General features: G+C 49.5%; 17 protein-coding genes and 1 tRNA gene. 6 read left to right on the top strand and 12 right to left on the bottom strand.

Going from position 1 to position 19,625, the window contains the following annotated elements:
• Positions 1-99: 99 nt before the first annotated feature.
• Positions 100-756, bottom strand: a complete 657-nt coding sequence (locus Q4491_RS13385) for a haloacid dehalogenase-like hydrolase (RefSeq protein ID WP_192016704.1) — start codon at positions 754-756, stop codon at positions 100-102.
• A gap of 307 nt (positions 757-1,063) precedes the next feature.
• On the opposite strand from Q4491_RS13385, the gene Q4491_RS13380 reads away from it, so the two are divergent.
• Positions 1,064-1,375, top strand: coding sequence for a high-potential iron-sulfur protein (locus tag Q4491_RS13380; protein ID WP_303458111.1), 312 nt, complete (start codon positions 1,064-1,066; stop codon positions 1,373-1,375).
• An 88-nt stretch (positions 1,376-1,463) separates the two neighbouring features.
• On the opposite strand, the gene Q4491_RS13375 is transcribed toward Q4491_RS13380, so the two are convergent.
• The 7 genes from Q4491_RS13375 to pheS all read right to left on the bottom strand — a co-directional run bounded on the left by Q4491_RS13375 (position 1,464) and on the right by pheS (position 9,033).
• A tRNA-Cys gene (locus Q4491_RS13375) sits at positions 1,464-1,537 on the bottom strand.
• Between the two features lie 124 nt (positions 1,538-1,661).
• Positions 1,662-2,444 carry a vitamin B12 ABC transporter ATP-binding protein BtuD gene (gene btuD, locus Q4491_RS13370; RefSeq protein ID WP_303458109.1) on the bottom strand — a complete coding sequence of 261 codons (783 nt, stop codon included), beginning with the start codon at positions 2,442-2,444 and terminating at the stop codon, positions 1,662-1,664.
• Between the two features lie 4 nt (positions 2,445-2,448).
• On the bottom strand, positions 2,449-3,441 hold the full coding sequence (btuC, locus tag Q4491_RS13365) for a vitamin B12 ABC transporter permease BtuC (RefSeq protein WP_192016800.1): 993 nt from the start codon (positions 3,439-3,441) through the stop codon (positions 2,449-2,451).
• Positions 3,442-3,597: 156 nt separating this feature from the next.
• On the bottom strand, positions 3,598-4,644 hold the full coding sequence (locus tag Q4491_RS13360) for a succinylglutamate desuccinylase (RefSeq protein ID WP_303458107.1): 1,047 nt from the start codon (positions 4,642-4,644) through the stop codon (positions 3,598-3,600).
• A 261-nt stretch (positions 4,645-4,905) separates the two neighbouring features.
• The gene (gene ihfA / locus Q4491_RS13355) at positions 4,906-5,202 is read right to left on the bottom strand and encodes an integration host factor subunit alpha (protein ID WP_027252117.1); all 297 of its coding nucleotides are present in this window, start codon (positions 5,200-5,202) and stop codon (positions 4,906-4,908) included.
• Positions 5,203-5,641: 439 nt separating this feature from the next.
• Complete coding sequence (pheT, locus tag Q4491_RS13350; protein ID WP_303458104.1) at positions 5,642-8,029, bottom strand: phenylalanine--tRNA ligase subunit beta; 2,388 nt, start codon at positions 8,027-8,029, stop codon at positions 5,642-5,644.
• Positions 8,030-8,049: 20 nt separating this feature from the next.
• Positions 8,050-9,033, bottom strand: coding sequence for a phenylalanine--tRNA ligase subunit alpha (pheS, locus tag Q4491_RS13345; protein WP_303458102.1), 984 nt, complete (start codon positions 9,031-9,033; stop codon positions 8,050-8,052).
• Between the two features lie 403 nt (positions 9,034-9,436).
• Here pheS and Q4491_RS13340 point away from each other — a divergent pair, with 403 nt between their 5' ends.
• Positions 9,437-10,750, top strand: a complete 1,314-nt coding sequence (locus Q4491_RS13340) for a polysaccharide deacetylase family protein (protein WP_368393515.1) — start codon at positions 9,437-9,439, stop codon at positions 10,748-10,750.
• 91 nt (positions 10,751-10,841) lie between these two features.
• On the opposite strand, the gene rplT is transcribed toward Q4491_RS13340, so the two are convergent.
• From rplT to thrS, 4 genes are all read right to left on the bottom strand, one after another.
• Positions 10,842-11,195, bottom strand: coding sequence for a 50S ribosomal protein L20 (rplT, locus tag Q4491_RS13335; protein ID WP_027252114.1), 354 nt, complete (start codon positions 11,193-11,195; stop codon positions 10,842-10,844).
• A 40-nt stretch (positions 11,196-11,235) separates the two neighbouring features.
• The gene (gene rpmI / locus Q4491_RS13330; protein WP_027252113.1) at positions 11,236-11,430 is read right to left on the bottom strand and encodes a 50S ribosomal protein L35; all 195 of its coding nucleotides are present in this window, start codon (positions 11,428-11,430) and stop codon (positions 11,236-11,238) included.
• 95 nt (positions 11,431-11,525) lie between these two features.
• Positions 11,526-12,077 (bottom strand): translation initiation factor IF-3, encoded by a 552-nt coding sequence (gene infC, locus Q4491_RS13325; RefSeq protein ID WP_192016802.1) that lies wholly within the window; start codon positions 12,075-12,077, stop codon positions 11,526-11,528.
• A gap of 3 nt (positions 12,078-12,080) precedes the next feature.
• Positions 12,081-14,009, bottom strand: coding sequence for a threonine--tRNA ligase (thrS, locus tag Q4491_RS13320; protein ID WP_192016716.1), 1,929 nt, complete (start codon positions 14,007-14,009; stop codon positions 12,081-12,083).
• 285 nt (positions 14,010-14,294) lie between these two features.
• Here thrS and hutC point away from each other — a divergent pair, with 285 nt between their 5' ends.
• The 4 genes from hutC (at position 14,295) to hutU (ending at position 19,225) form a co-directional block, all read left to right on the top strand.
• A complete protein-coding gene (gene hutC / locus Q4491_RS13315) occupies positions 14,295-15,002 on the top strand; it encodes a histidine utilization repressor (RefSeq protein ID WP_192016717.1) in 708 nt (235 codons plus the stop codon).
• 263 nt (positions 15,003-15,265) lie between these two features.
• The gene (gene hutI, locus Q4491_RS13310) at positions 15,266-16,495 is read left to right on the top strand and encodes an imidazolonepropionase (protein ID WP_303458095.1); all 1,230 of its coding nucleotides are present in this window, start codon (positions 15,266-15,268) and stop codon (positions 16,493-16,495) included.
• Between the two features lie 12 nt (positions 16,496-16,507).
• Entirely contained in the window at positions 16,508-17,515 is a 1,008-nt protein-coding gene (gene hutG / locus Q4491_RS13305) for a formimidoylglutamase (protein ID WP_303458092.1), read from the top strand.
• A gap of 24 nt (positions 17,516-17,539) precedes the next feature.
• A complete protein-coding gene (gene hutU / locus Q4491_RS13300; protein ID WP_303458090.1) occupies positions 17,540-19,225 on the top strand; it encodes a urocanate hydratase in 1,686 nt (561 codons plus the stop codon).
• The last annotated feature ends 400 nt before the right edge of the window (positions 19,226-19,625 follow it).

Here is a 19,625-nt window from a genome sequence, read left to right as displayed (position 1 = left end):
GAAGACTTACCTCCCGGCATGGTAATAAACTCTCATCATTGCGTAATATCTTCACCTCGTTACCTGACATTTTGTCTGCCTGGTAACATTCTTCAGTTATCAATTGATGTCGAACTTGGGAAGCACTGCCTGATAAAACGATAAACTGGGAATATAAGTATGGTGACTTAATTTTTTGCCGACAGCGACAAATTCATAACCCAGTTCCTGAGAAGCTCTTTGATTCCACTCACCTTCCGCAAACACTATCCGTCGTTTAAATGTCATTCCCGTATCCTGCTTCGCTCTGAATGCAGCAAGCGCCATAATTTCCGTTCTGCTGGCAGCGTCTGACGACGAGGCAAAGGTCATTCTACTTGCATCTATTCCCGCCGCTTTCAATTTCAGACGGCTTACCGCCGCCCATCCGCCACTGGTGATCGCAACATGCGTATCGTCCCGGACAGCCATTTGCTCAAGAAACTCTCTGGCGCCTTTACTGAGCACAAACTCTTGAGGGACCGCATGCAGCCTGGCAGTAAGATTTTCCAGATACTTTTGCTCCACCTGACGGTGAACAATTGAGCGACTTGAAAGCACAGGATACTGATAAAGGATCTCATCTAACATTGCCGAATCCGTCACCACTCGCTCTTGATAGCGCGATTTATCCAAAGTGATGTGGAGAACGGCTTCGACGGCTTGCTGAAAACACATCATATCCATTTCCCTTGCATTCACCAAAGCACCATCCACATCCACTAACAACAGATTCATCCCTATACCTTCATTAATTTTTATCATCAGTGATAATGCCGTACAGAATGGAGATGTAAACAAAATGTTTCAATAAATGATTTGTTAAAAATGATCATTTTTTGCGTAATCTCAAAATCTTACCGCTCATTCCTATGCATCAAAATCTTTTGTTGTTCAGAAATTGATAACAAAACGCAACTTACCTCAAAAACTTAACACTGTGATTTCTTAGCGAATTTGCCGATTCTTTCCCACAATTACTCAGTTCGCTGAGTAAATCCGGTGAACAGCATGTGAGCATAAATGACTATAAAAGGAAAATGTGATGAAAACCTCAACTGACCGTCGGCGCTTTCTGCGCCTGACTATGGCAGGCATCATAGGCATCACACTGGGTGATCAGATCCTGCAGCGTAAAGCGCTGGCCAGTGAAGAACTGCCACATCTGGCAGAAGATGATGCTCAGGCAACTGCCTTGCAATACACACATAAGTCGCCTCATGAAGAGAATCATTGCGGTAACTGTATGCTGATACAAGGTGATGAAGGTGATGAATGGAGACCCTGCTCAATCTTCCCCGGTAAAGCGGTGAACGTAAATGGCTGGTGCTCTGCCTGGACGGCCAAACCTGCTTAATGGATGACATAGCCCGTAGTCACTGCGGGCTTTTTACCCTCAGAAAAACACGGAAACACTGCTTGCAGGTGATAAAGTTCGATAAGAATGGAGGCGCGTCCCGGAGTCGAACCGAGGTCCACGGATTTGCAATCCGCTGCATAGCCACTCTGCCAACGCGCCTTAATGGATCTTGTCTCAGAAGACGAAGCGCATTATCCAAATCCTGATGAGAAGTACAAGCCTTTTCTGACTGAAATCACTTAACTGATTACTTTTCCGGCCAACTGTCATTTTCAGCTAGAAGTCAGCTAAAAAACAGCCCAATTCTTCCGTTATGATTCACACGCTCAACCTGAGTGGCAAACGTCTGCTCAAGCCGTTCATTCGACATCACCTCTTCAGGTTTTCCCTTTGCAACACAACTTCCCCCTTTCAGCAGGATGACACTGTCTGCAAATTGCAGCGCCCGGTTCAGGTCATGGTTCGCCATAACGACAGCAATACCTTGTCCGGCCATAAAATGCAGCAGTCGGTATAAAGAGACTTCCTGCCCGATATCGAGCGCTGTTGCCGGTTCATCAAGCAATAGCAGACAACCATCCGGGTTCAGTCCCGGCCAGACCTGCAAACACGCAGCCGCTAATCTGACCCGCTGCCATTCGCCTCCGGACAGTTGCTGAATATGGCGATCCAGTTTGTCATCGATTGAAAGCCACTGACTGACAGCCTGAATAGCCTGGTTAACCTTCTCGACGTTTGCTTCCGGAATCGCGGATACCGCTAACTGCAAAAAATGATAAACACCAACGGCAAAACCCGGTTTATCCTGTTGCGACAAATAACTGCGGTAACGGGCCATGTCGCGAAGATCCATCTCCGACAGGCACTGCCCTGCCAGTGTTACCTTGCCTGCACCTTGAAACAGCCCGGACAGGCATTGAATAGCTGTACTTTTCCCGCTACCGTTAGGGCCAATCAGATGCACCACTTCACCTCGCTTTACCGAGAAACTGACCGGCAGTAATCGCCGGGCTAGCGCTATATTTTCAGCCTGTAATACACAAGCCAGATCTGAACGGATCACCATCAGCTTACTCCACTTGCGAACGCAACAGCATCCAGATAAACACAGGGGCGCCCAATGTCGTGGTCACAACGCCCACAGGCAATTCTGCAGCAGGCAAGAGTACCCGCGCCAATACATCCGCAACCGCCAGCAGTAACGCCCCGAAACAGGCAGAAAGCGGTAGCAGGTATCTATTCTCCGCCCCCAACGCCAAACGCAATAAGTGGGGAATCACCAGGCCGATAAAGCCAATCACACCTGCCATAGCGACTGATGTTCCCACTAACAGGGCGATAATCAATATCAATCGCCAACGCAGTGCAGCAACATCCAGCCCCAACTGTCGTGCATGGGTTTCACCCAGCATCAGGATATCCAGTTGCCGGCCACGGGAGCATAGCCAGATTAATGCGGGAAGCAGAATGATCAGCACGCTAAGCTGCGCCCAGGAAACACCGGCAACACTTCCCATCAGCCAGTACATCAGCTGTCTGAGATTCAGATCGTCACTGAAATAAAACGCCCAGGTCACAACCGCCCCGGACAAAATACCCAGTGCAACGCCTATGAGCAGTAAACGCGCGGTTGACACCCTTCGGATACGGGCAAGACCAACGAGCAGTAAAGTAAAGAGCAGTGCGCCCGCCATGGCAACCAACATCGTCAGCCAGGGACTCGGCACCGAGGGAAGAAAAAACAGTAAGAGAACAAGTGCCAGGCTAGCCCCACCCGAAATACCCAGCACACCGGGCTCCGCCAGCGGATTGCCCAATAACACCTGCAACACAGCACCAGAGGCTGCCAGCGCAGCCCCAATTGCCATGGCGGCCACTAACCTTGGCATTCTGAGCTGCCATAACAATTGCTTCTCAAGCTCGCCAAATGGCTGCCAGGGTTTCAGCCAGATTTCGCCCACCGACAATGAAAACAGACCGCAGCTGATGAGCAAAATCGCAACAAGCCAAAAGCTCACTTTCCATTTATGGCGACGCTGTTGAAGGATACGGTCTAAGTGCATGATGTCGTGTGTTTTCGTCAGTGGGAACCAAAGGGGAAACATACAGGGTCTTTGAAAAAATGAAAAGCAAGCCAGATAAATTGGCTTGCTTTCAAAAGTATTTACACTGCAGCTGCTGATTATCTGACTGTTTTCAGTCCGTCTGAGCTTTAGCGCTTAGAACTTAGCAACGACCTGATCAGTCAGATCAACGTCTGATTGCTTGACCAGCAAACAAGCCCGTTGTCCCAACGCCACATTGGGGTTAGGGAAAACGACAGACTCTCCCCCTTTGGCAGCCACGTATTCTTCACCGTTATCGCTCCCCAGCACCGCACCTTCTTCAAAGTAGGTAAAGTTAGCCTGATTTGCCGGAAAGGTGAAAGCGAACTGATCTGTATGCTTAGTAAGAGTACGGGTTACCCGATACACACACACTTGTTTGTCGCCCTGATAGTCTGGCAGTGATTGTTGTGAAACGAGTGCGAGCATCGCCTGATTAAAGGTATCTAGCCGCTCTAAGTCGTTCTCACCCAGCCGTGCTACCTTGCCCAGCTCCATCGTCAGTGCCTGCGCGCCATAGTTCTGAGCACTGTACCAGCTGAATGTTGGTGCCGCGGAACCAGAGAGCATCATTGCCTCGATCTCACCGTGATGCAGAAAATTAAACAGCGCTAAACCACGGGTTTTATGTTCACTAAAAGGGCTGACCGCAAAGGTGTAGTGCTGTGAGTCACGGATGGCACTATGCAGATCCAAATGCCAGCGTTCGGCATTCTTTAAAGGCGAGTTCTGGAAGAATGCATCAACTGAGCACTGAAGTAAGTTGGCGCGACTACAATCAACATTCTTTTCATCATTGATACCGCCAAATAGCCGATTCATATTCTCATCAATAAAGCGGGTATGTGCATTAATGGCTTCTGGGTGACCGATGATCAGCAGTAAACGATGTTCAGGCATTAGATCGCCAAGCAGGATTTTTTTCACTAACTGCTGTAGCAGTTCAATCGGGCCGGTTTCATCACCGTGTACCCCAGATGAAATGACGATGTCTTTACTGGCAGCGGATAATCCAGGCGGAATAACGGTTAAAACACCGCGCGCCGTTAACTGACACAATACACCATTTTCTAACTGCCATTCCCCCGCCTCAAACGGCAAAGATAAATCCAGAGTCGCAGAAAGAAACTCCCCGTTTTGCACTGCCTTTAACAAAGCCATTATACCTCCTCGTCCTTGTAACAGGCATGTTCTTACAGGCGAATTCATGATTGCACAAATAACAACCAATAAAGAACACTAAAAGATGAAAGAAAATCAGTGAAATAAACTGCTTTTACTATACATCCTGGCTACATAGTTTCAACACTATATTGATGACTGCAGGCAAGAATGAGACCAGGGTATGCACTTTTTAATGCTGATAATGAAAAACCCAAGTAAACAATTCGCTTACTTGGGTTTCTTGTAGGCTCAAACCACTTATTTTTCGATTTTGATATTCTCAACGCGTGCTTTAAGCTTCTGACCAGGGCGAAAGGTCACCACTCGCCGTGCCGAGATTGGAATATCTTCACCGGTTTTAGGATTTCGTCCAGGTCGCTCGTTTTTGTCGCGCAGATCAAAATTACCAAAACCGGATAATTTAACCTGTTCACCACACTCAAGTGCCTTTCTGATCTCCTCGAAGAAGACTTCCACCGTATCCTTGGCGTCCCGTTTGCTTAGTCCGACATTCTCAAACAGGTTCTCAGCCAACTCGGCTTTTGTGAGCGCCATAGATAACTCCCTCAAGACTATGTTGAACGAATAGTAAACATATCAGTTATGCTTACTGCGAATACTTCATGCGTAGCCAGGCTGCCCACCCATGCACTAAAGTGCATTAGTGCCTTCACATCAGCGGCTGACCTTAACTAGAGACAAGTTTATGCCAACTAGCTGATTTCCGCCAACTTTTTTAGGTAAACTTACCGTAAAATGATTGATTCTTATATTCCAGACAAGCATGCACACATGCACCTGGTTGTGCTTACGCTTGTCGATCAGCAACAATAAAAACCAAAATTAAAGTCAGTTGCAGTCAATAAAACCACAAAACTGAATTGCACAGAGAATTTTTACTATTTATCAAAATCTTAGCCCTAACTGAAAAAAAATCAAAAAAAAGCAGCCCTATCGGCTGCTTTTTCATCAATTATCAAATAATAACAGTGAGTTAATCGCGAAGCGCTGCACCAAACTGATCGCCCAGAACCGCAACAATCGACTCTACAGCACCATTAATATCCGTTTCTTCCAGTGTTCGGTCAGCAGATTGAAGGTGTAAAGCAATCGCCAGACTCTTCTGGCCATCCTCAACACCTTTACCTCGGTAAACATCGAACAGGTTCACATCAGTAAGTAGCTCGCCACCATGCGCCTGGCAAACCTGCAACACATCACCAGCAGCAACCTCTTCTGAAACCACTACCGCGATGTCACGACGGTTCGCCGGAAACTTAGACACGGCTTTAGCCTGAGGAATCGCACGACTTGCGATAGCATTCCACTCAACTTCAAACACAACGGTACGTCCGTTCAGGTCGAACTTGCGTTCCAGCTCAGGATGAACCGTGCCGATAAAGCCAACTTCCTTACCATCTGCGACGATAACCGCTGACTGTCCCGGATGAAGAGCCGGGTGTTTAGCTGGGGTAAATGTCAACGCAGTACCTTTGCCAGTCAGTTCCAGAACCGCTTCCAAATCACCTTTCAGATCGAAGAAATCAACGGTGTTTGTCGCGATATCCCAATGCTCTTCACTGCGTGCACCGGCAATCACACCAGCCAGCATGGTTTCCTGACGAATACCATTTTCAGCAGCTGCATCAGGAACAAAACGCATGCCAGATTCGAACAGACGCACACGAGGCTGCTGACGCTTCTGGTTGAAGGCAACTGTGTTCAGCAGACCCGGCCACAGGCTCAGGCGCATTGCCGACATTTCAGCAGAAATCGGATGCGGCAGAATGATCGCGTCCGCATCCGGCACGATCAGCTTCTGCTGTTCTGGCTCAACAAAGCTATAAGTAATCGCTTCATGATAACCACGGTCAACCAGCAGATCGCGAACACGTTTCAGTGGCAGGTTGGCTTCCTGGTGCAGGTTCATGCTCAACGCAGCAACCGGCGACTGTGCAGGAATATTGTTATAACCGTAAATACGGCCAACTTCTTCTACCAGATCTTCTTCGATGGCCAGGTCAAAACGCCAGCTTGGTGCAACTGCACGCCAGCCAGTGTCAGTAGGTTCGACCATACAGCCAAGGCGGCTCAGAATCTCAACGACGTCTTCATCAGAGACGAAGTGACCCAGCAGGTTGTCTAACTTACTGCGGCGCAGTACGATGCTGTTTTGCTGAGGCAGGTGTTGTTCAGATTCAGCTTCTACAATTGGCGCAACGTCACCACCGCAAATATCAACCAGCAAGGCAGTAGCACGTTCCATTGCTTTGGTTTGCAGGCCAGCATCCACGCCACGCTCAAAGCGATGAGACGAATCGGTATGCAAACCGTAGCTGCGAGCACGACCACGAATGGCATCCGGCATGAAAAACGCACACTCCAGAAGCACATCTTTGGTGTTTTCGCTGACACCTGAGTGCTCACCACCGAAGATTCCCGCCATAGCCAGTGCTTTTGACTGATCGGCAATCACCAGTGTGTCACTGTTCAGTTCCGCTTCAGTGCCGTCCAGCAGGGTCAGTTTCTCACCCTGCTCTGCCATACGAACAATAATGCCGCCGTCGATCTGGCTCAGATCGAACGCATGCATTGGCTGCCCCAGTTCCAGCATCACATAGTTGGTAATATCAACGATTGGGTCGATAGAGCGAACACCGCAACGACGCAGTTTTTCCTGCAGCCACAACGGAGATTCCGCTTTCACGTTCACATTGCGGACGATACGTCCCTGATAGCGCGGACACGCTTCCGGCGCTTTCACTTCGATAGAGATTTTATCGTCAATGGCCGGAGCAACAGCCTCAAAGGATGGCGGTGTCACTTCAGCACGGTTTAATACGCCAACTTCGCGCGCCAGGCCCGCAATGCTCAGGCAATCAGCACGGTTTGGTGTCAGATCGACATCAATGATGACATCGTTCAGGCTCAGGAATTCGCGGAAATCTGTACCAATCACAGCACTTTCCGGCAGTTCCATAATGCCATCTGAATCCACATCAATGCCTAACTCAGTGAAAGAACACAGCATGCCATGGGAAGGCTGACCACGTAGTTTGGCTTTTTTGATTTTAAAATCGCCAGGCAAAACAGCGCCCACAGTTGCCACAGCAACTTTCAGACCCTGACGACAATTTGGCGCACCGCAGACGATGTCCAGCAGCTCTTCTTCACCCACATCAACTTTGGTCACACGCAGTTTGTCTGCATCCGGGTGCTGACCGCATTCAACAACCTGACCGACTTTAACACCGCTAAAGCTGCCTGCGACAGGTTCAATACCGTCAACTTCCAGGCCCGCCATGGTGATCTGGTGAGCTAGTTCTTCGCTGTTGTTAGCAGGATTGACCCACTCGCGTAGCCAAGATTCAGAAAATTTCATAATTTGCTAGCCCCTAATGCTTACTTGAACTGTTTCAGGAAACGAAGATCGTTTTCGAAGAATGCACGCAGGTCATTCACGCCGTAACGCAGCATGGTCAGACGCTCGACACCCATACCAAATGCGAAACCTGAATATTTCTCAGGATCGATATTAACGGCACGCAGTACATTAGGGTGAACCATTCCGCAACCCAACACTTCCAGCCATTTCCCGCCTTTACGGCGTACATCCACTTCAGCTGAAGGCTCAGTAAACGGGAAGTATGAAGGACGGAAACGAATCTCCAGATCTTCTTCAAAGAAGTTATGCAAGAATTCGTGCAGGATGCCTTTCAGCTGTGCGAAGTTGACGTTTTCATCAACCAGCATACCTTCAACCTGATGGAACATTGGGGTATGGGTCTGATCGTAATCGTTACGGTACACACGGCCTGGCGCAATAAAACGCAGCGGCGGCTGGCTGGCTTCCATGGTACGAATCTGTACACCAGAAGTGTGCGTACGCAGCATCAGCTCAGGATTAAAGAAGAAAGTATCGTGATCGGTACGAGCCGGGTGATCTTTGGCAATGTTCAAAGCATCAAAGTTATGGAAACCGTCTTCGATCTCTGGGCCGGACTCAACGGTAAAGCCAAGTTCACCAAAGAAGCTTTCGATACGCTCAATAGTACGGGTTACCGGGTGCAGACCACCATTTTCAATACGACGGCCAGGCAAGGTCACGTCGATGGTTTCTGCGGCCAGCTTGGTTTCAAGCTCGGCACGTTGCAGTGCGTCTTTACGAGCGGCAATTGCCTGCTGAACAGCTTGCTTTGCCAGGTTAATCTGCTGCCCGGCTTCGCGACGCTCTTCAGGTGGCAACTTACCCAGGCTTTGCAGTTGAAGGGTCAGTTCACCCTTCTTACCCATATAATGGACACGGACTTCGTCCAGAGCAGCGACTGAGTCAGCCTGCTCAATTGCTGCCGTTGCGTTGGCAATAATCTCTTCTAGATGTTGCATCGTTTCCTCATCCACACACTGGTGGCGTCCTTCAGGGAGATAAATTCGCGTAACGATACATATTAAAGAAAGCTGGTGCTAAATCCAAACTCAATCGCCACTTAGCTGTGTATTTGCTAAAAAATTTTCCAGAAAAATAGTCCGGAACAAGGCAAGAAAGCATTTTTGCACCTTTCGGCCAGTAAGAAGGCTCAGGCTTACGCCGCTCACCTTGCAGGACGCTCAGAACACCCGTTACCGTAACTGCAGTCACTTAAGCTTTTGTAACGTACATTTTTTCGCGCAGTAATTGTCATATCACTCTGAAAATCGCTTTTTTCTTCTTTCTCTGATCTGCAAGAACAATATACCTCCATAAAATTATGTTTTTACTCAATATGTTTTCTGCACACTCAAAGGAACCATGATGAAAAAATGCACACCCGCTATATTATCACTACTGGTAATCAGCTCACTTGTTGTTGCTGACACACGTTTTTACCCCGCTACTCAGTCAAGCCCGATTGAAACATCCAAAACGCCCATGTTTATTGCTTTAGGGTTTGATGACAATGTTGAGGCTGAGGGGTTGAACTGGGTTAGTGAACTGCTCAGTCACAGTAAGAACCCACAAGGGCTTGATGCGTATGCCGCGACCACGCTGACGGCCAGTTTTTTCATGCACTGCCAGCCTGCCCGACAGCAACCTGAGATCATCGATCTATGGCGGAAACTGAACACTGACGGTCATGACATCGCAAGCCACACAGAAACCCACCCTGACGATAAGATAAACTACAACCCTTTTGAATCCTGGATGACGGCTGAGCAGTGGCAGCAGGAAGTGGCGCTTTGTAATGAGTTTCTGACGCAACCTGTCGAACAAGGCGGTGTCGGTGCCCCGGCGGTTGCCGGATTTCGGGCGCCCTTTTTAACATTCAACGACAACACGCTGGATGCCCTTACCACAAATGCCATCCAGTATGATGTCAGCTTCCCGGCGGGTATTACCACAGAGGAAAATGGCACCAACAACTACTGGCCACATACGCTCGATCAAGGTAGTCCGTCGCAATCAGTTGCACAGCAAGGCGGTTGGAAGCCGGCCGTGAAAAATATGCCAGGGCTCTGGGAAGTTCCGTTGCAAGCGCTGATAGTTCCAACAGATGAAGAGGCCGCAGAGTACGGACTCACCTATTCGCTCAACGACAAAATTGCCAGCCGTGTCCCTTACTATGACCCGTCAGCACGCAAGGCCGACAACTTCGACTGGAACCTCTATACCACGCCGGCCTGGGGCGGTTACGGACTGAACGCTGCCGATGTACTCACCTTGTACAAATACAATCTCGACCTGCATTTATCCGGCAATCGTGCGCCACTGGTATTGGGTCTACACTCTGCTTTTTACGGCAAAATAAATGGTGAAGAACATTTCGGGATGCCTGAAACCAGCGTCGCCGACCGGCAGGCGGTGCTGAAGCAATTCATTGAATACGCGTTGTCGAAACAGCAGGTGCGTTTTGTTTCGCATCGTCAGCTTGTCGAGTGGATGCAAAACCCTTCACCAGTTCTGACTTGTGAGCAGGCTATCTGGTCAGCACACACAACATACCGGTCAGGTGATATCGTTCAATTCAATGGGAAGTACTGGAAAGCAAAATGGTGGACCGTTCAAGAGATTCCCGGCAACACAGCCGACGGTCCGTGGCAAGCACAAACTGGCTGTAACGGTTAACTGACTCAAGTGATCCTGGGAAGGCTTGTTAATATTGAAACGAAAAAAAGGAGAGCCTAGGCTCTCCTTATTTCATCAAACTGAACTGAAATTACAGTGCAGCTTTCGCTTTTTCAACCAGAACGGTGAAAGTCGCTTTGTCGAAAACAGCGATATCAGCCAGGATCTTACGATCGATTTCGATAGATGCTTTCTTCAGACCATTGATGAAGGTGCTGTAGGTCATGTCGTTTTGACGTGCCGCAGCATTGATACGTGCAATCCACAGTTGACGGAAAGTACGTTTCTTGTTGCGACGGTCACGGTAAGCGTATTGACCGGCTTTAGTAACTGCTTGGAAAGCTACACGATATACACGTGAACGTGCACCGTAGTAACCTTTAGCTTGTTTAAGAACTTTTTTGTGACGTGCACGCGCTTGTACACCACGTTTTACGCGAGGCATAGGAAACTCCTAACTAAATAAATACGATAACTAAAAACGATTAAGCGAACGGAAGCATACGTGCTACTGCTGCTACTTCACATGCAGGAAGCAGAGAGTTTGGACGTAGCTGACGCTTGTTCTTAGTAGTACGCTTAGTCAGAATGTGACGCTTGGTCGCACGCTTGTACTTAAAACCACCAGCAGTTTTCTTGAAACGCTTAGCAGCACCTTTGTTGGATTTCATCTTAGGCATGATGAGACTCCGCATTGTTGATAGTTAATAACATAGTAATCAGGCGAACAAAAAGCGCTGCACTGAGCAGCGCTTTTGCTACTTGAAGGCCTGAATTACTTCTTCTTAGGGGCAAGCATCATGGTCATTTGGCGACCTTCGACACGGCTAGGGAAGCTCTCGACGACAGCGATGTCGACCAGTTCATCCTTAATACGGTTCAGAAGATCGATACCCAGACCTTGGTGGGCCATTTCACGACCGCGGAAACGCAGTGTGACTTTACCCTTGTTGCCCTCTTCTAAAAAGCGAATCAGGTTGCGCAGTTTTACCTGATAGTCGCCTTCATCTGTACCAGGACGGAATTTAACTTCCTTAACCTGGATTTGTTTTTGCTTTTTCTTTTGCTCTTTAGCAGCCTTGCTCTTTTCGAACAGGTACTTGCCATAGTCCATCACTCGACAGACTGGTGGCTCGGCATTAGGGCTGATTTCAACCAGATCGACACCAGCTTCATTCGCTGCACTAATTGCTTCTTCAATAGAAACAACACCGATAGACTCACCATCGATACCAGTTAAACGAACTTCGCGTACGCCACGGATTTCGCCATTGATACGGTGTGCGTTTTGCTTAACTGGTGCTTGAGTTCTTTTTCCGCCTTTAATACCTTATTCCTCCAAAACATTGAGCTTGCGACTGCTAATCTCTTGTTGCATGTACGCAACAAAGTCATCAATCTTAAATTTACCCAAATCGTTACCCTTGCGAGTACGGACCGCAACCTCACCTGCTTCGACTTCTTTGTCACCGCAGACAAGCATATACGGAACTCGCTTTAAAGTATGTTCGCGGATTTTAAAGCCAATTTTCTCATTTCTCAAGTCCGCGTTGACTCGGATTCCACTTTTTTGCAGTTTTTCTACAACTTCGCGAACATATTCTGACTGGCTGTCAGTAATATTCATGACAACTGCTTGTTGTGGCGCCAACCAGGTCGGGAAATAACCCGCGTATTCTTCGATGAGGATACCGATGAAACGTTCGAGGGAGCCAAGAATGGCGCGGTGAATCATAACTGGCGTGTGACGCTCATTATCTTCACCGACATAAGTCGCACCCAGACGCTCAGGCAGAGCAAAGTCTAGCTGAACTGTACCGCACTGCCAAGCACGATCTAAACAATCATGCAAAGTAAATTCAATTTTAGGGCCGTAGAACGCTCCCTCACCTTCCTGAATATCATAAGGAATGTTCATTGATTCCAGTGCGATTTTCAGGTCAGACTCGGCTTTATCCCACATTTCATCGGAACCCACACGCTTCTCAGGGCGTGTCGACAACTTCACCACAATATTGTTGAAGCCGAAGGTTTCATAGGTGTCGTAAACCATCTTAATACAAGAAGTGACTTCTTCCTGCACTTGGTTTTCCGTACAGAAAATGTGCGCATCATCCTGAGTAAAACCACGAACACGCATCAGACCATGCAGTGCGCCTGACGGTTCGTTTCGATGACAACTGCCGAACTCGGCCATACGTAATGGCAAATCACGGTATGATTTCAGACCCTGATTAAAGATCTGAACGTGCCCCGGACAGTTCATAGGCTTAATCGCATACTCACGCTTTTCAGATTCAGTCGTGAACATGTTTTCTGCGTACTTGTCCCAGTGACCAGAGCGTTCCCACAGAACGCGGTCCATCATCAGCGGACCTTTCACTTCCTGGTAATCATACTCAGTCAGCTTGTCACGGACGAAAACTTCCAGCTCACGGAACACAGTCCAGCCGTTGTGATGCCAGAACACCATACCCGGCGCTTCTTGCTGCATATGATACAGATCAAGCTGCTTACCCAGTTTACGGTGGTCACGCTTCGCCGCTTCTTCCAGACGCGTCAGGTGCGCTTTCAGTGCTTTCTTATCATGGAAGGCTGTGCCGTAAATACGCTGCAACATCTTGTTATCGCTGTTACCACGCCAGTAAGCGCCAGCCACATTCAGCAGTTTGAAATGCTGGCAGAAGCCCATGTTCGGCACGTGCGGGCCACGGCACATGTCGATGTATTCTTCGTGATGGTACAAACCCGGACGATCATCGCGAGAGACATTCTCATCCAGGATTTCCATTTTGTACGGTTCGCCGCGAGACTCAAAGGTATCACGTGCTTCCTGCCAGCTGACTTTCTTCTTGATAACGTCGTACTTGGTTTTCGCCAGCTCGACCATGCGCTTTTCGATCTTTTCCAGATCGTCAGCCGTCAATGGTTGCTCCAGATCGACGTCATAATAGAAACCGGAATCAATCGTCGGACCGATCGCCATTTTCACATCCGGGTACAATTGCTTGATCGCATGACCCAAAAGGTGAGCACAAGAGTGACGAACGATCTCCAGACCGTCTTCATCTTTTGCGGTGATGATTTCGAGTTTTGCGTCGTTTTCAATCACATCACAGGCATCAACGCGAACACCGTCAACACGACCGGCAATACAGGCTTTCGCCAGGCCAGGGCCGATAGACAGCGCCACATCGAGAGTTGAAACCGGGTTATCAAACTGACGCTGACTGCCGTCAGGAAGAGTAATTACAGGCATTCATTGATCCTTTGTTCAGTGGTGCCACATACCAAGTAGCACATGCAATTTCGTATTTTACCGCCTGCCAAGGTGCAGTACGGTGATGAGATAGTGTCTGTTTCGGTGTGAATTTTGGTACAAATCAAAATTGCTGACCCCAGACAGAAGGCGAATTGTAATGGATTGACTCACAAAACTAAAGATAGAAAAGCCAGTTACCTGTGAGCCACTTGCAAAATAAGGGAAAAGTTGCTTTCATTTGTATAGGCAATTTATAGTCATTAATGACGCAGAGACAACACCATGGCAAGCGCACCGCGTTATCAGCAAATCAAAGAGTATCTCGACCAGAAAATCCAGAGCCGTGAATGGCCACCCGGATATAAGATCCCCACCGAAATTGAGCTGTCAGAGCAGTTTGAAGTCAGTCGGATGACGGCCAATAAAGCTATCAAAGAACTGGTTAATGAAGGATTTCTGGAACGCACACCCCGTTTAGGCACTTTTGTCTGCAATAAAAAAGCCGAGTCTCCTTTGATGGAAATTCGGAACATTGCAACGGAAGTCACGAGCCGGGGCCATCAGTACTCCAGTAAAGTGATTACACAGCAACAGGTCAAAGCCCGTGATGAAATTGCATTACGCTTAGGCGTACGGCATGACACAACTGTGTATTTCACTCAAATCGTCCATTACGAAAATAAAGTGCCGATTCAACTGGAAGAACGCTGGGTGAATCCTCACTTTGCCCCCGATTATATCCAGCAGGATTTCACGACTCAGACACCCAATGAGTATCTGATGCAGACATGCCCGCTCAGTGATATTGAGCATACTGTCGAAGCCATTCTGCCTCCTTCACATATCAGCGAGTTACTTGAAATGGAGATCGAGTCGCCATGCTTATTGCTCAATCGCCGTACCTGGAGTAACACCAATCTCATCAGTACAGCTTTGCTGTACCACCCCGGCGATAAATACAAACTCAGCTCCAGAACCCGCGTCATTTAACCCTGGTTCGTCTTCAGGCACTTTAAGCCTCGTTGTTTTTTTAGCTATCATATTGATTAGCAAGCCTGATCACTCAGTGGTCAGGCTTTTGTATACTGCATCGTCTGCGCTTGGTACTTCCCTCTCCCGCTGCTAAATACGCTACTGTTAATAGAATCCTTCAACATTGATCACATTTTAATTACATCGCATCTTGAGTTTTATCTGAATTCGGACTTTAATTTGTATATACATATTAAGCAACCAGAGAGAAACTGCTCGCTATGGAACGTATTCTGACCAATCTCAAACTCGTCACCATGGAACCGGAACACGGTTATCAGATCATCGATAACGCCATGGTGATTATCCGTCAGGGTAAGATTAGCTACGCCGGTCCGCAGCAGGCAAACTGGCAGGACACAGTCGACAGCCAGGCAGACATTGTGGATTGCAAGCAGGCTATGGTCACGCCGGGTCTGATCGACTGCCATACTCATCTGGTGTTTGCGGGCAATCGTGCTAACGAATTTGAACAGCGTCTGAACGGTGTGCCTTACGAAGATATCGCCAAGGCCGGTGGTGGCATTTTGTCGACAGTCAGAGCCACGCGCGCAGCCACCGAAGATGAATTGTTTGCATTAGCTTCAGAGCGTCTGGCAGGCCTAAAGCGTGACGGTGTCACGACTATCGAAATAAAATCCGGCTATGGTCTGACTACCGAAGATGAGCTGAAAATGCTGCGGGTTGCCCGCCGTATTGGCGAGCAGGCCGATATCAAAGTTTCTACCACACTGCTGGCCGCACACGCATTGCCTCCTGAATATGCCGGACGCAGCGACGATTACATCACCCTGGTATGTGACGAAATTATCCCGGCAGCTGCAAAAGAGAATCTTGCAGATTCAGTAGACGTTTTCTGTGAAGGCATCGGTTTTTCAACCGCACAAAGTGCACGGGTTTTTGCCGCGGCCAAAGCCCATGGCCTGATGATTAAAGGCCATACAGAGCAGCTTTCAAATTTAGGTGGTAGTGCACTGGCAGCCAGTATGGGTGCAACATCTGTCGACCATATTGAATACCTGGACGAAGCCGGTGTTGAAGCACTGGCCGCCCACAACACAGTCGCGACCCTGTTGCCAGGCGCTTTCTATTTCCTGCGTGAAACCCAGCAGCCACCGATCACTCAGCTTCGTGAAAAAGGTGTGCCGATGGCGATTTCCACCGACTTTAACCCCGGCACCTCGCCGATTGCCTCACTGCGTACCATGATGAACATGGCTTGCACCTTCTTCCGCCTGACACCGGAAGAATGCCTGAGAGGTGTTACCGCGCATGCCGCACAAGCGCTGGGCCTGAGTGAGCAATGTGGTCAGATTCGCACAGGTATGGCCGCGGATCTGGCACTGTGGAACCTCGACTCGCCAGCAGAGCTGTCCTATCGCATGGGTGTGCCGGATTTAATCGCCCGGGTTGTGGATGGCAACGTCTTTTATCAACCTAAAAATCAGTAAACAGGAGGCTGTATGCCTATTGATATGAGTGTCTGGCAAGGACGCAGTGATCCTGAAGACGGTAACAAAGGCCTGCGCTGGCACCAGAAAGTGCAACCAGCCGACAATGCCAATGAAAGCGGCATCATGCTGCTCGGCTTCGCCTGTGATGAAGGTGTCTCTCGTAACAAAGGCCGTACCGGCGCTTATGATGCTCCGATCGCGATACGCCGCGCATTGGCCAATCTGGCCTGGCACCACGAAGAGCCCGTTTATGACGGCGGCAACATCAGCTGCGACGACAGCAATCTGGAACTGGCGCAATACCGGCTGGCAGAAGATGTAAGCCGCGCCCTGCGTCAGCGCCACAAAGTGATCGTATTTGGCGGCGGGCATGAAGTGGCCTGGGGATCGTTTCAGGGCATAGGCAATTATCTGGTGCAAAAGCAGCATGTTGCCGGCAACGAGAATGAAGCACAGCAACCGCCGCGTGTCGGCATCATCAACTTTGATGCTCACTTCGACCTGCGTAATCCGCCGGGTGGCAAGCAGTCGGAGAAAGGCAGCTCAGGCACCCCGTTCCATCAGGCTGCCCGTTTCTGCGAAATGCATAACTGGCCATTCAAATATGCCTGCCTGGGACTGGCGCGTACCAGTAACACCCAGGCGCTGTATGAAAAAGCCGACCGTTTAGGGGTGCTTTACAAAGATGACCATGAACTGGTTCATCACAAGATGGAACCGACACTGACAGAGCTGCAGCGATTTATTGATCAGTGTGATTACCTCTATCTGACCATTGATCTGGACGTTTTCCCGGCCTCCGTGGCACCGGGGGTCAGTGCCCCGGCTGCGCGCGGTGTGCCATTAGACATCGTTGAAATGCTGCTGGAACCGATATTAAAAGCCAGAACGCCGAAAGGAGAATCGAAGATCCTGGTCGCGGATCTGGCTGAGTACAACCCACGTTTTGACATTGATAATCAAACTGCACGGTTAGCTGCACGGCTTGCCTGGACAATCGCCCGCGCTATTCGTTAACCGGAGAGCGGCAAGGAGAGCAAAATGACGCAACAACAGAATTCACGTCTGGACACGACACGCACCATAGAAGCACCGACTGGCACCAAACTGAATGCCAAGTCATGGCTGACAGAAGCACCGCTGCGTATGCTGATGAATAACCTGCACCCTGATGTGGCTGAACACCCTCACTCTCTGGTGGTCTATGGTGGTATTGGCCGTGCAGCCCGTAACTGGGAATGTTATGACAAGATTGTTGAAGTTCTGAAGCGTCTGGAAGATGACGAAACCCTGCTGGTGCAGTCCGGTAAACCTGTCGGGGTGTTCAAAACGCACAGCAACGCGCCTCGCGTACTGATTGCCAACTCCAATATCGTGCCACACTGGGCGAACTGGGAGCACTTCAACGAGCTGGATAAAAAAGGCCTGATGATGTACGGCCAGATGACCGCGGGCAGCTGGATCTATATCGGCTCGCAAGGCATCGTCCAGGGCACCTACGAAACCTTTGTTGCTATGGCGCGCAAGCATTTCAATGGCGATGCCTCCGGTCGCTGGGTATTGACCGGCGGCTTGGGCGGCATGGGCGGTGCTCAGCCTCTGGCGGCCACCATGGCTGGTTTCTCTATGATCGCCGTTGAGTGTGATGAATCACGTATCGATTACCGTCTGCGTACCGGTTATGTGGACTGTAAAGCCACCACGCTGGACGAAGCACTGGCTATCATTGAAGAGTCCAAACAAACCGGCAAGCCGGTTTCTGTTGGCCTGCTGGGTAACGCGGCTGATGTCTTCCCTGAGCTGGTGAAGCGCGGCATCGTACCAGACTGCACCACTGACCAGACATCAGCCCACGATCCGCTGAATGGCTACCTGCCTCAGGGCTGGAGCATGGAACATGCGGCAGAAATGCGTCTGCAAGACGAAGCCGCGGTGGTCAAAGCAGCAAAAGCATCAATGGCAGTTCAGGTACAGGCGATGCTGGATCTGCAAAAAGCGGGTTCTGCAACCGTCGATTACGGCAACAACATTCGCCAGATGGCGCTGGAAGAAGGCGTTGAAAACGCATTCGACTTCCCGGGATTCGTGCCGGCTTATATTCGCCCGCTGTTCTGTGAAGGCGTGGGTCCGTTCCGCTGGGCTGCCCTGTCCGGCGATCCGGAAGACATCTACAAAACCGATCAGAAGGTCAAAGAGCTGATCCCGGATAACCCGCATCTGCACAACTGGCTGGACATGGCACGCGAGCGTATTCAGTTCCAGGGGCTGCCGGCACGTATCTGCTGGGTGGGCCTGAAAGACCGTGCGCGATTGGGTCTGGCATTCAACCAAATGGTGCGTAACGGCGAACTGAAAGCGCCTGTTGTGATTGGCCGTGACCACCTGGATTCAGGCTCTGTCTCCAGCCCTAACCGCGAAACGGAAGGCATGATGGACGGTTCAGACACTGTATCCGACTGGCCACTGCTCAATGCCCTGCTGAACACGGCATCCGGTGCGACCTGGGTTTCTCTGCACCACGGTGGTGGCGTAGGTATGGGCTTCTCTCAGCATTCAGGCATGGTGATCGTGTGTGACGGTACCGATGAAGCCGAAGAGCGCATCCGCCGCGTACTGCGTAACGACCCGGGCACTGGTGTGATGCGTCACGCTGATGCCGGCTACGACATTGCGATCAACTGTGCCAAAGAACAGGGCCTTGATCTGCCAACGATCACTGACAAATAATTCGAGCCGGAACAATGACTATGTTTCAACTAGATATCCTACCGGACAAAATGCGTTTGCCGCTGCTGCTTGAAGCAAGCTATAACGATCTGAAGCCAGAATCTTTACTGCCAAGTCTCTGATTCAAAGCCACCAAATTCAGCGAAACAACCAAGCCGGGTTCTCTCCCGGCTTTTTTTATCTGATTCTGTTATTAAAAACTGCTTTGATATGAATTTTGCTGCCCTGCACTTTTCAATTGACTGTTTTTGTTATTTAAGTCAGCTAATCGGCAAACATATAGTCTATGCTGTGATGAGGTAAAGCGCGGGGCGACTGACAAAAAATCACTATAATCACGTCAGTCAGGGATAGCGGTGAGCATGGCTCGTTCAGGTTCACAGAACCAGAATCTACTTGC

Source organism: Photobacterium sp. 2_MG-2023, assembly GCF_030547675.1.
In the GTDB taxonomy this organism is placed as follows: domain Bacteria; phylum Pseudomonadota; class Gammaproteobacteria; order Enterobacterales; family Vibrionaceae; genus Photobacterium; species Photobacterium arenosum.
The sequence above is the reverse complement of the archived record's forward strand: the minus strand, read 5'-3'. Positions and strand labels throughout refer to the sequence as shown.